This is a genomic window from Streptomyces sp. NBC_00158, from assembly GCF_045160885.1.
In the GTDB taxonomy this organism is placed as follows: domain Bacteria; phylum Actinomycetota; class Actinomycetes; order Streptomycetales; family Streptomycetaceae; genus Streptomyces.
On the sequence record NZ_CP108161.1, the window covers coordinates 3,835,880 to 3,848,309 of the forward strand.

Genomic DNA, 12,430 nt, shown 5'->3' on the forward strand with positions numbered 1-12,430 from the left:
CCCCATCCCGCGGGCTTTGCCGTCTGTGGACGGCGGTACGGCGTGGCGCGCGGGAGTTGGCGCTCCCCCATCACCTATCGTCTTGCGCAAATTGTGCACTGAGCTCATGGATGCGGGGGGCGGCATGGGTATGGGGCTCGAATTCTGTGTGCTCGGTCCACTGCGCGCCTGGCGTGACGGCCGCGAGATCGACCTCGGACGCCCGCAGCAGCGCGCCGTGCTCGCCGCGCTCCTGCTCGCCCCCGGTCAACTCGTCCCCCTCGGGCAACTGATCGACGGCCTCTGGAGCGAGGACGACTCACGGTGGCCGAAGAACCCCGTGGGCCAGCTCAGCACCCACACCCACCGGCTGCGCCGGGCCATGGCCGCGCCCGGGGACCCGGGCGGTGCGGTGCTGGTCGCCGAATCGGGCGGCTACCGGCTGAACGTGGACCGGCGCTCCGTCGATCTCTTCCACTACGACGCCGCGGTGCTGGAGTCCGCCCGGCTGCGCCATGACGATCCGGTAAGGGCCCGCGCACTGCTCCGTGAGGCCCTCGGGCGGTGGCGCGGGCCGGCGCTCGACGGGGTGCCCGGCGTACTTGCCGAGCGTGCCCGCCACCGGCTCGCGTCGGGCCGGTACGCGGTTACGAAGACGCTGCTCGACATCGAACTCACCCTGGGACGGCACACGGAGCTGCTGCCCGAACTCGGCGCCCTGGCCGAGCAGAACCCGCACGACGAGGAGGTGCAGCGGTTGTACGTGCTGGCCCTGCACCGCAGCGGGCGGACGACCGAGGCGCTCGCGGCCTTCGACGCGCTACGGGAGCGGCTCGACCGGGAACTGGGGCTGGGACCGGCCCCCGCGATGATGGAGCTGCACACCCGCATCCGGCACGGCGACCCCGGCCTGACCGCACCCACGGCCCCGGCGCAGCGGCGCCGCCCGCCACGGCCCTGCCAGCTGCCGCCGGACATTCCGGACTGGGTGGGCCGGGGTGCCGAGTTGAGGGAGGCCGAGGGACTGCTGAGGCAGTCGGGCAGCTCCCCGGTACTGGCCCTGACGGGCCCCCGGGGCAGCGGTACCTCGGCGTTCGCCGTGCACCTGGCCCACGCCGTCCAGGACGGCTATCCGGATGGCCAGTTGTACGCCGGCGCGGACGGTCTGCGGAAGGGGGAGGCGGCCGGGCCGGCCGGGCCACACGCCGTACTGGCCGCATTCCTGCGGGCACTGGGCGAATGTCCGGCCGAAGCCGCCGACACCGAGGAACTGTCCCGGTGTTTCCGGGCCACCCTGGCCGGGCGGCGCGTGCTGGTGCTGCTGGACGGGGTGGCCCGCCCGGAGGCGCTGCTGCCGACCACCCCCGGCAGCGCGGCCGTGGTGACCGGGGCGGCCCCAGACGCCCTGCCCGCAGGCGCGGCGCACATCCGCGTCGGCCCCTTGGAGCCGGACGACGCGCACGAACTGCTCGCACGGGTCGCGGGCGTGGACCGGGTCCGGGAGGAGCCGGGGCCGGTCGGTGAACTGGCCGCGCTCTGCGGGTACCTGCCCCTGCACCTGCGCGCGGCGGCGACCCGGCTCGCGGCCCGCCCGCAGTGGTCGGTGGCGGGGCTGGTGGCACGGACGGGCCGCCTGCAGCCCGCGCGCGGACCGGCCCTGGCCCGTCAGTAGGCGTCCGAGGACAGCACGTAGACCATGGTCCGGTTGGCGGCGGCCTGCGGGCACGACTCGTCGGTGTAGTAGACGCCGAACCCGACGCCCCCCGTCACCGTGAGGCAGGCATTCGCGTACGCACCCTTGAACCGGTTGAGGGCGTAGCAGACCTGCCGCCCGTCACGGCCGTACACGACCAGGTTCCCGTCGGACTGCATGACCGCCTTCTCGCCGCAGCCTACGGTGTTGCTCGCCCACTTGGCCGTCGTCCTGCCGGGCTGGTTGAACCACCGGTAGAGGACCAGGTTGCCGTCGTCCTGCATGATCAGCCGAGAGTCGCCGGCGTCGATGTGCCAGCCCTTGTACAGCGGTTCGTCGTTCCAGATGGTGTGGGTCACCGGGTCGTACGCGGCCTGCGCGCTGCCCGCGCCCACCACCGTCCCGGCGAGCGCCACCAGCCCCGCCGCCAGGACGCCGGCCGTCCGCCGCGCCGCCCTCGCCCCTGCCTTCGGTGCCGCCGCCACTGCTGCTGTCATCCCCGTGAGCCTTCCTCGTGCTTGGGCCGGCGCCGTGTGCGGCGGCCTGCACGGTGACCGTGACGCGAGCCGGTAGACAAACGCTGAACGAGGGCGCCCGGGAGCGGTGCCTACGAATTCCAGTCGACCACCCTGAGGGCACCGAGGGAGTTGCGGATGATCGTGGCGAGCGGCTGGACCCTGATGAACTTCTGCCCCCCGGTGTTCAGATCGCCGTTCACGGTTCCGACGCCCTTGTCGCCGTACAGGACGGCTCCTCCGCTGTCGCCGAACGTCGAGTTCAGGCCGCTGACCAGGATTTGGCCGTAGGTGGTCGTGCCGTCAGGGTTGGTGGTGCTCCACCCGGAGCCCACGTACGTGCCGCAGCTCCAGCCGGACACCCAGCCGGAGGCGCAGGTGTAGAGACCGGTCCTCATCTGGGCGTCCGGGTTGTCGATGTAGCCGTTGTAGAGGTTGTAGCTCCACTGAGAGGTCCTCACCGCCCTTCCGGAGGGAACCCAGTCGCGCGGATTGTCGACCTTGATCAGCGCGTAGTCCGCCACGGGGTAGTGCCGTTCGGACACGGTGCCGATGAGCTCCCTGCCCTGCCCGTCCCTGGTCCCGTTGCTCCGCCGGAGCGGCGTTCCCACGCCCCAGCAGTGACCGGCCGTTGTCAGATAGGCGTCTCCGCCCCTCTGGAGCATGAACCCGGCCGAACAGTTCATGCCGCCCGGGTCATTGAGGCCGTCGCCGCCGACCAGACTGGTCTGCCGGACGGAGGTCCCGCGATGGGTGGTCACGGTGACCTTCCCGCGGTCCTCCGTGGTCACACCGGCCTCGCGCAGCAGCGTCTCGCCGTTCACGGACTCCGGGATCTCCAGCCTGACGCGGTCGGTACGCTCGTCGACCCCCCAGGAGCTGTCCCTCGGCATCCGCCCCTCGCGGGACGCGGCATCCAGCCGCCCATGGACCTCCTTGAGCGCCGCGGTGGTGTACTCGGCGCGGTGCGGGATGATCCCTGCGGCCTTCGCCGCGCTCTCCCCCGCCTCGTCGACGACGTTCGCGTGGACCTCGCCGCGCATCACGTCGAGCCAGACACCGGCCGCCGTCGCCCCCTGGCTGTGGGTGAACGACGTGCCGGTGTCCGCCAGCGCGCCCTGGGCGTCGAGCCGCCTCGCCACCTCCCGCTCCGGCATGCCGAGCGGGCCGGCCAGCGCACGCGCGGCGGTCTGCGGGGTGGAAGGGGCCGGTAACCCTAGGCTGCCCTGAGCGGAGCTCGGCGTCGCACCGGGCGCCAGGGCGAGCCCGGCGAGCAGGGCCGTTACCGCGCTGCCGAGGAGGACCTTCCTGCGAACCTTCATGATTGTCTCCTTGTCGTCGTCTCAGGCGAGGACGTTCATCCGCGAGGACATCAGGCGGTACTGGCCGGAGGCGTAGTCGTAGGAGACGTAGCCCGTCCAGTACGCGCCCACCAGCGAGTCGGCGAGCGCTCGGGTGAAGGTGTACGAGGTGCCGTTCGAGGCCCACTGCCAGGCGCCCGGGACGTAGTTGTCCACGCCGCACTCCTGCGGGTCGCAGCCGTACAGTCCGACCCAGTCGTACTTGCCTACCGGGTTGCCGCCGTAGTCCCAGCCGATCGTGACGATCTGGGTCTCCTTCACGTGGACGGCGGCGGCCCAGGTGCCCGGCACGGAGCGGGCGACGGCCCCGGCGGAGGCGGCCGCCACCGGAGCCGCCGGCCCGGCCGCCGAGGCGGCCTGGACCGGCAGCACGCACAGCAGCGCGAGGGCCGCTGCCGCTGTTCTGATCAGCACGGCCACCCCTCAGTTGATGTGGTCGTGGCTGGACGAGACGATGCGGTACTGGCCCGAGGAGTAGTCGTAGGAGATGTAGGCGGTCCAGTAGTCTCCGCTGACCGCCGGGACCCCGGTCACGTACGAGGTGCCGTTTCCGTAGGCCCACTGCCAGTCGACGTAGTTGTTGAGGCCGATGACGCCGGGGTCCTGCTTGTAGAGGCCGACCCAGTCGTACTTGCCGACGTTGAAGGGCGGGATCCAGTTGATCTGGACGTAGCCGCCGTTCTTGATCGCCGAGGTCGAGGGCGTGTCCGCGGCCTGGACCGGGCTCTGCGCCTGCTGCACGCCGGCCGGGACCGCCGCCGACGCGGTGGTCGAGCTTGTGAGCGGCAGCACGACGGCCGTCACCAGGGCCGCGGCGGTTGCGACACGGGTGTGGAAGGGAATGCGGGACATTGAGGTCCTCCTGGATCGCCTGCCGGCGCCCCGACCGGGGGCGCCGGTGTCCGTGACCGGACGGGAACCACCGTCGCGGACACCGGCAGACGAGAGGTCAACACTCAGGTAGGCGCGGTGTGTTGGGCCCCGGCTGACGTCGAAGTAGACGGCCGATGGACACCGGCGCCTTGATGGCCCGCCCCCCGAACGGCCCGGTTCGCCTTCTCTGCGGTGAGAAGGTCGGCGAGCTGCTGGGTGAGGCCGGCATCGACTGCCACCCGGCCGACGAAGGGGAGCACCTCGGGCGACTCGTCGCGCTCCTTCCGGTGTCCGCCACGCCACGGCCCGGAGGGCGTGGCGGCCCCGAGAGGTCTGGACGACGAAAAAGGCCCAGGTCTCTGACCTGGGCCTTTGTTCAAGAGCGGATGACGGGAATCGAACCCGCGCTATAAGCTTGGGAATCACCCGGCACTTGACCATGTCTATGGCTGCTGACCTGCGAAGACATGTATTGGCGAGGTCTTCGCGGATGCCTCGTCCGGCCCCTTGTTGACCGATGTTTACCGCTACTACTGGCACGTCATGGCACGCGCCGCTGTGCCGATCACCGCTGGCGTTCGTCGGTCACGTCACCGGAGTGCCAGGAAGAGAGCCGCCAGTGATGCTCCGAGGGTCACCGTGCCGGCGAAGGCGATAGCCCCTCGACTGAGCGAGGCTGGGACGGTATGCCCGTCCCAGCGAGCGAGAGCGACCGCCGCGCCTGCGACCCCCATGGCCATGAGGCCGATCAGCAGGATGGCGACGACGAGCAGTCCAGCGTGAGTGAGGTACATGGCAGCGTCCGATCTCGCGTTAGCCGGTGGGTTTCCTCTTGCGTGCGAGTACACGATCGGGCTGCGCTGTGCCCCGTAGGGCCGTTTGGATGTTGTTCCGGCGACAATGACGGTTTGTCGCGGAACAATTGGGGGTTGCGGTGGCGGATAGGCCGAGGCGTCCAGGACGTCCCTGGTCGGCGCCCAAGGGGGCCAGCGTTGAAGTCAACGCGTTGGTGCACACGGTGCGGTCGTGGATCGATGAAGCCGGACTGAGCGTTCGTGAGGTTCATGGGCGGTTGACGCTTGAACATTTCGAGGCCGGCAAGGTGCCGGATGTTCGCCGGTTACGCATTCACCTGTCAGGTGAGGGCCTGAGTTGGGATGCGGTGGAGGCCATCGCCGACGTGTGCTTCCCGGACGAGCCAAGCGAACAGGCGCAGCAACGGGTGCGTGCTGCGCGAGATCTCTGGGACAAGGCGCACAACTCCCCAACCTCGGTTGGCCCAGATGGTCGCGCGGTGGTCTCTGCACGCGAACTGATCGAGGAGAAGGAGCGAACGATTCAGGTCTATAGGGACCTGGTTCGGGCGCGCCAGGCATACGAAACGAGTGAGCAGGGGCGTGAACAGGCCCTCAAGATCGCTTCGATGCTGTTCCTCGTCCTGGGTCAGGCTCAGGCGAAGGTTGCAGAGTTGTCGCGGCGGATCGATGCCCTTACGGCTGGCAGCACGGCCTTCCCGGGACAGATGCAGGCACTTCAGCCTCGTCTTGATCGTGCTCGAGGCCAGGAGGTGCGCCTCAGCGCGCAACTTGAGCGGGCAGTAAGGCAACGTGACGAGGCCCAACGTATCGCTGACCTCGCTGCCCGGCGCGTAGAGGCTCTGGAGGCGTACCTGCTAGAGATTGGACAACGGCCGCCCTCCAGCGATGCTGTGGAGATTCAGGCCGCCCCCTCCGACGCTCTTGATCAACGGGGACTGGGCGGAGAGGACGCTCTTGATCAAATTGATGAGATCCTCGCTCGTACGGCAGACGCGTTGGATCGTGAAGAGGAAGCCGTCCAGGACGCCGCAGACGATCTTGGTACTGCTTCTTGGCGTGATGGCACTGCCACAGAGGGCGTCATCTCGGGCGAGGTGTTGCCTGGGGCAGGGACGCCCGAAGCTGATCCTTCCGGGTTGTCCCGAACAACCTTGCACAACCCCTATGAACAGGGAGAGCCTGTCAAGGCTGGGGGGCGGGATCCCCGCTCGAGTGAGGTTGTTGCAGAGCTGAGGGACCGGCTCCACGCCAGTGAGCGCCGCCAGCGCGAGGCCGCCGTCACCCTCCAGCGCTCCCTCCTCCCGCAGGAGCTGGAGCAGCCCGACGACCTGCGGATCGCTGCTACGTACCAGCCCGGCGGAACCGAGGCGGCCGTCGGTGGGGACTGGTACGACGTGATCACCCTTGGCGCCGGCCGCACGGCTCTCGTCATCGGGGACGTCATGGGCCGGGGCGTTCGTGCCGCCGCGGTCATGGGACAGCTCCGGGCGGCAGTGCGGGCATACGCGCGCCTCGACCTGCCGCCGCACGAGGTGCTGCAGCTCCTCGACGGCCTCGCTGCGGAGATCGACGCCAGCCAGATCGCCACCTGCGTGTACGCCGTCCACGACCCGAACGCGGGCCTTCTCGCCTACGCCTCCGCCGGTCACCTCCCCATCCTCGTCCGCGACGCCGACGGGACCATCACCCGCGCTGCCGACCCCATCGGCCCTCCACTGGGCACCGGTGCCTGGTTGCACACCTCAGGCACCATCGCGCTCGGCCCCGGCTCAACTGCCGTCCTCTATACCGACGGTCTGGTGCAGCGGCGTGGCGTGGACATCGACGCAAGTGTCGTTGCCCTCGAACGCGCACTTGCCAGTGCCCAAGGCGCACCGCAGATCATCTGCGACCGCCTGATGCGTGCCCTCGGTGTGAGCGCTGACCACGATGATGACGTGGCCGTCCTCGTACTCCAGCACCCCATCCGCATGGGACCGGAATCCGAGCTGTTCACCAACGCCGCCCTCGAACTCTTCGGCGACGTCGACGCGGCCTCGCGCGCCCGCGCCTTCACGCAGGATGTCCTCGCCGCCTGGCGCTTCCCGGCCGAACTCTGCGACCTCGGTGTCCTAGCGGTCAGCGAGCTCGTCGCGAACTCCCTTCAGCACGGCACCCCGCCCATGAAGGTGCACCTGCGACGCACAGACCGTCGCCTGGTCGTAGAGGTGAGCGACGGGGACGACCACCTCCCGCGCCGGCGGCAGCCCGGGCACGATGAGACTGGCCGAGGCATCTCGATCATCGCGACCATTGCTTCCTCCTGGGGTTCGCGTCGCACCCCAGGTGGTGGGAAGGCTGTCTGGTGTGAATTTCTCTTTGGCACTTAGAGCTGGAAGGGGCGGGGCCTCGCCTGGCCCGCATCGCGCCCGCAGGACGTGGACGACCTACGTGCGCGATCTATCGACTCGGCGAAGCTGCCGCACCCTTACTCCTTGATCCTGGCTGTTTTTCCAGCAGGAGGTTCGTTCCTGCCAGCGGCGGTTTGCGGGGTTGGCGCGACACCCTTCCCCGTAGCGGAAGGCATCTACAGGAACGCGGCGACGGCGCCCGCAGTTGTGGCGATGACCCCGACGGCTGTCCAAAAGAGCATGCTCTTCCAGAAGGGATGCTTGTCTGGAGACTCGGCACCAGCGTCGGACTGGTTGCTCGACATCTGGTTGCCGTACGCCCAGTTCAGCTGCGCGTTCCCAGACATGTTGATGTTGATCACGGGCTCGCCTGGCTGCTTCGGCGCGCTACGGTTGGTGTTCAAGTAGCTCTCCTTCCGATGGTGGACTGCTTGCAGGTGAGGCAGCATTTGCTTGCCGGCGCGCGGCCTCAGCCTGGGATTCTGTGGGGTGCGGTCTGCCGCACCCCACAGAGGCTCTGGTGCCTTCTCGACGCATCTAGCTGACAGTTGCATCTATCTGTGGGGTGTTACGCCCTCGGTGGACGTGCGGGGGCAGGAGCGTGTAGCGGTTGCTGTGGGTGTAGCCCCTCGGGCTAGTAGGTGCCGACTTGAAGGTCTTCTTGACTTCGATGAACCCCTTGCGGGCCAACTCCTTGAAGCCTCGCTCGGTCGTGTCCGCCGACCAGCCGTACCAGTCTGGAGTCCGCTCGGGCGGCAGCTCGAAGCCTGGGCGCTCACAGCTCAGGACGAGGAGCATGGCCAGGCCCGGCAGGCCGAGATCATCGATCGCTCTCGAGTCCCACAGGTCACGGGAGATCTTCAGATACGGGTCTCGGTTTTCCCGGCCGGGGCGGGTGTACTCCCCGCCTCGGCCGTCCTCACGCAGCAGGGTGACCCTGATGTCGTGCGTGCCAGGTACTCGGCCGTAGTTGATCAATCGGCGTTTCTGAAGGCGGTCGAAGATCTTGTTGACCGCCGCCCGAGCGCCTGTCGGCTCCGCTGTTGCCGTCGCGCCAATTGCCCTGGCCCAGACAGAGCTGTTGAGCGTTGTGCTCCAGCCGTCCAGGTCGGAGCTGGTGATCGCGATGATGAAGAGGTATGCCTTCAGTCCGCGCGCGTCCCGGCCCTGCACGAACTGGGCGAGGAGGCTATGCCGGCTCTCCGCTCGTGGCGGGAGCTGCACGAAGTCGCGCCGAACGGGGACATGACTCCGGTGTGTCGCCTTCCGATCCAAGAGGAACTTCTGGGTCTCAGCGACTCCGGCGGCGACCTCCTCCGGAGTGAGTCCCTCCCACGATGTTTGCTCACTCACAGGCGTCACCATCGCACCCCCGGCTGCTTGTGCTCAACCTCTGACGCCAAGACAGCTGCTCGTCCCAGCGGGTTCTTTGAGGAATACCATGTAGACAGCTAAGTGGTGCATGACTCTGGGATGCCATGGAAATTCCGGAGGAGGGAGCAGCGCCGGCCGCGCTCAGCGGGGAAGCCCAGTCGTGTCGGCGAACCTAGCTGCACCACTCAGCGGCCATGCCCCATCATTCTGTCGGCACGAGGCAGTTCGACCGCTGGTGAGCCGTCCTCGTGGGCGCTGTCGCCATCCGCGGCGGTCCACCGTGACAGCTGGGCGGCGCGGGGCCGCCTGCCGGTGCTGGAGGCTGATGGTCTTGTTGGCCGCCTCCGCCTCCGTGCGCCAGGAGGAACTTGCCGAGCTGCGCCGCGCCGGCGTCGACCTCGCAGTGGGCTTGGTTCCTGTGCGCAAGGCTGCTGGCGGAGCTGAACGCGAGCAGCCGGGTGATCTTCCATCGCACGAGCAGCGGCGCTCAGGGCATTGGCGTAACCCGTGTCAGGGGCTCCATCTGGTGGATCCGGACCCGGTTGTCAGCACGACGTGCGATCCTCCCGCCATGGCGGATCGCATACGGCTGCTAAAGGCCTTGGGGGCGCGGCGGCGGCGCAAGGCGTTCACCCAAGCAGACAAAGAGGCTGCAGACATGCAGGCTGCGCTCATCAAACTCGGCATCCGGAGGCCGGTTGCGGCCCGAGTGCGCATCGCGCTGCGGTTCAACGCGTGGGCACTGCAATTTGGTGACCCGGACTTCTTCGTGCGCTTCCCGCTGATGCTGATGGGCGTCGCCTGGGCTGGTGGAGTCCTCCGGCTGGCAGTCGATGGGGGCCGGACGCTGGCCGGTCTCACGGTCAGGGATGACGCTCTTGGGGCCCTAGTCGACGCGGTCGATAGGACCCCAGGGATCATCGTCGGCACGTATGCTTTTGTCCTCATCTTCATGGTGCCGTTGATGGCGGTCTGCTACTTCCTGATCCTCTTCGGCCCGATGGCTTTGGCGTATATGGCGTGGGCGCGCGCCTATCCGGCGGGGGTCGTGGACATGGGGGTTCACGCCATGGACCGGAGGTTCGGGCTGGTGGCGAAGGTTGCGGAGGCTGTCACGGCGTGCGGAGCAGCGTATGGGGCAGGTGGCTCGCGTCGAGCGACGTCGCTCCGCCGGGACGTGGCGGCGAAGGTCGCGGCACTGGAGACGATCCTCTTGCGGGCGCCGCGAAGCCGGGGAACGGTTCCGTTCCGGTCGCACCGGCGGAAGGCGCTGCGTGCCCATGCGCGGCTTGTGGCATCGCGTCTGCGGGTCGCAGAGGCGCGGATGGACGTCGATGGTGATGAGGCACTGCCGGAACTCGCAGAGCTGATGCTCACCGTGGCGGAGCGGTACACAGACGGCCGGGTTGGCGCGCTTCTGGACCAGCAGGAGCTGGACGGCATCGAGCCTGTGCGGGATCGCGAGCCGGTGCGGGTGGCCGTGGTCATCCTGCTGACCGTGGCGGGTGCTGTGGGCGTCTCGTCGCTAGGCCTTCCTGCGGCGGCGGAGGGGCCGGCGATTGCTGGTTTCGGTCTGCTTGCGCTGATGCTCGTGTACGGGCGGCGAGCCCGACGCCGGTATGACCTGCTGACCGTGTTTGGCGGAGGCGGAGCCCGGTAGGTCCGGTGGACACGGCGAGGTCGGCGCGGTCAAGGCCTTGGTCCTCTCTCCCGGTATCCGGGGACACGCCACGATGACGGCCGCCGGTTGCGTTCGCTGGCGACAGGGCGTGGGCGCTAACGGCGCTCCCCCTTGCTCACCATGAGGGCTCGGGCGGTTACTGCAACCAGGGGTGGGGGTAAGACCAAGCTGGGCGGCCCGGGGAATGACGCCGGCCAGACCGGGCGAGCCGTCAGAGCCAGGTTGTCACTGAAGGCCCTCTAGCCCCTTTGTTGATCGTCCAGCCCTGTCCTCGGGCACGGATGACGACGCCCTATTCGCGTCGGCCCGCGGTGCGAGAACGCCGGTACATCTCGTGGAGCAGCAGAGCGGTCCGGTGGATTTCAAACTCTCCGGTACGAAGATGGTGAGGCCACACGCAGCGCAGGCGGTGGGCGAGACGTACGAGACATCGTTGACTACCCGCGGCTCGACCGGGGTGACAGGGCCGAAACTACCCAGCTGCTCCCAGACGTCGGCTCGGGCGGGTTGAGCCCTCGTCGTCACGCGCCCGGAGCTCTCCAGCCAGGCCGCTTCCCAGAGGGCGTCGACGTGATCCAGTACGGTCTCTTTTTTCGCACCCCGAAGCCTCGACACAAGCACGTCGGCCACCGCCATGACCGCGTCGCGGCTTCCTACGTGCGGGCTGGTGAAGATGTTGTAGATGGTGCTCCGGCCGTACGCCTTGGCAGGCTGGATCTCGGCGTGGATCCTCGCGATCGAGGGGGCGCCTGCTCTCAGTAGGAGCGCGCGGAAGTGCTCCTTGAATGTGAGGACCGCGCCCGGAGGAAGATCCGGCAGCTTCAGGTCCCCCGCCCGTCCCTGTGCCACGCGATCACCTTTCAGAAGTTTCCACGACCGTTGGTATCTGGCTTCAGATCATCCCAATGCCCCCGTCACCTGGTCGCATGTTTCGCGGATTTGCCGACCGTTGCGAGGGCGCCCGGAGGTCCCTCGACGCTGTGGCGCATGAAACCCATCGTGGAAGCCATCGCGAGCTTCCTACTCCATGAGGTCCTCGGGAACGTCCTCGCGGCTTTGCTGCTTGCGTTGGCCGGATGGCTGCTCCGCTGTGTGGCTCGGCAGCACCGATCACTCAGCAGGCCGCACGGCGACATCCGGCCGACACTTGGTGCTGTGACCCTGCGATCAGCCGGTGGACCGATTTCGGCAGGCCCCCGTTCGCCCGTTGTCGTGCGGCGCTTCTGCGACGGGGACTCGGTGGAGGAGCTGACCGACCTGCTCCATCGTGCGTACGCCGATCACGCCGCCGCCGGGAGAGTCTTCTTCGCGTCCTACCAGTCCGCGCGGGACACGGCCCATCGCTTGGGCACGGGTGAGTGCTGGGTCGCGCTCCGGGGGAACGTGTTGGTGGGCACCGTGACGATGTCGGCTTCTCACACGACTCCGGAGGGATACCCCGCGTCGGCCGCTGCCGGCTCTTTCTGGCAGTTGGCCGTGGACCCGTCGGAGCGGGGCAGTGGGCTTGGGCAACGTCTGCTGGTGCTCGCGGAGGAGCGGATCGTTGCGCTGGGTTCTGCTCAGGCTGTCATCGACACGTCGGCCGAGGCGACTGAGCTCGTCGGTTGGTACCGCAGGCGCGGCTATGTGCCCGTGGGCACGTGGCGATGGGACGTCACCAACTACGAGAGCGTCGTTCTGGCAAAGGTGCTCTCGGCGCGCTGATCGCGCATGGGGTGATGCTGCGGGCGGCGGTCCCTAGGGGGC

Annotated in this window: 11 protein-coding genes; 4 read left to right on the forward strand and 7 right to left on the reverse strand. The window is 68.4% G+C overall.

From position 1 onward, the window contains the following. Positions 1-106: 106 nt before the first annotated feature. The gene (locus OG553_RS17715) at positions 107-1,651 is read left to right on the forward strand and encodes a BTAD domain-containing putative transcriptional regulator (RefSeq protein ID WP_405979909.1); all 1,545 of its coding nucleotides are present in this window, start codon (positions 107-109) and stop codon (positions 1,649-1,651) included. On the opposite strand, the gene OG553_RS17720 is transcribed toward OG553_RS17715, so the two are convergent. The 4 genes from OG553_RS17720 to OG553_RS17735 form a co-directional block, all read right to left on the reverse strand. Next, on the reverse strand, positions 1,645-2,169 hold the full coding sequence (locus tag OG553_RS17720; protein ID WP_405979910.1) for a hypothetical protein: 525 nt from the start codon (positions 2,167-2,169) through the stop codon (positions 1,645-1,647). The genes OG553_RS17715 and OG553_RS17720 overlap by 7 nt on opposite strands. A 110-nt stretch (positions 2,170-2,279) precedes the next feature. Further along, the gene (locus tag OG553_RS17725; protein ID WP_405979911.1) at positions 2,280-3,509 is read right to left on the reverse strand and encodes a S1 family peptidase; all 1,230 of its coding nucleotides are present in this window, start codon (positions 3,507-3,509) and stop codon (positions 2,280-2,282) included. 21 nt (positions 3,510-3,530) lie between these two features. Next, positions 3,531-3,962, reverse strand: coding sequence for a hypothetical protein (locus OG553_RS17730; protein ID WP_405979912.1), 432 nt, complete (start codon positions 3,960-3,962; stop codon positions 3,531-3,533). A gap of 9 nt (positions 3,963-3,971) precedes the next feature. Beyond that, complete coding sequence (locus OG553_RS17735) at positions 3,972-4,400, reverse strand: hypothetical protein (protein WP_405979913.1); 429 nt, start codon at positions 4,398-4,400, stop codon at positions 3,972-3,974. A 1,030-nt stretch (positions 4,401-5,430) separates the two neighbouring features. Here OG553_RS17735 and OG553_RS17740 point away from each other — a divergent pair. Then, entirely contained in the window at positions 5,431-7,608 is a 2,178-nt protein-coding gene (locus OG553_RS17740) for a SpoIIE family protein phosphatase (RefSeq protein ID WP_405983065.1), read from the forward strand. A gap of 197 nt (positions 7,609-7,805) precedes the next feature. On the opposite strand, the gene OG553_RS17745 is transcribed toward OG553_RS17740, so the two are convergent. Continuing rightward, positions 7,806-8,033: a hypothetical protein gene (locus OG553_RS17745; RefSeq protein ID WP_405979914.1), complete on the reverse strand. Its 228-nt coding sequence runs from the start codon at positions 8,031-8,033 to the stop codon at positions 7,806-7,808. Positions 8,034-8,166: 133 nt separating this feature from the next. Continuing rightward, a complete protein-coding gene (locus tag OG553_RS17750; RefSeq protein WP_405979915.1) occupies positions 8,167-8,994 on the reverse strand; it encodes a hypothetical protein in 828 nt (275 codons plus the stop codon). 334 nt (positions 8,995-9,328) lie between these two features. Between OG553_RS17750 and OG553_RS17755 the strand changes: the two genes are divergently transcribed. Further along, positions 9,329-10,663, forward strand: coding sequence for a hypothetical protein (locus OG553_RS17755; protein WP_405979916.1), 1,335 nt, complete (start codon positions 9,329-9,331; stop codon positions 10,661-10,663). Between the two features lie 246 nt (positions 10,664-10,909). On the opposite strand, the gene OG553_RS17760 is transcribed toward OG553_RS17755, so the two are convergent. Beyond that, the gene (locus tag OG553_RS17760) at positions 10,910-11,533 is read right to left on the reverse strand and encodes a hypothetical protein (protein ID WP_405979917.1); all 624 of its coding nucleotides are present in this window, start codon (positions 11,531-11,533) and stop codon (positions 10,910-10,912) included. Positions 11,534-11,671: 138 nt separating this feature from the next. Here OG553_RS17760 and OG553_RS17765 point away from each other — a divergent pair, with 138 nt between their 5' ends. Beyond that, positions 11,672-12,388: a GNAT family N-acetyltransferase gene (locus OG553_RS17765; protein WP_405979918.1), complete on the forward strand. Its 717-nt coding sequence runs from the start codon at positions 11,672-11,674 to the stop codon at positions 12,386-12,388. The last annotated feature ends 42 nt before the right edge of the window (positions 12,389-12,430 follow it).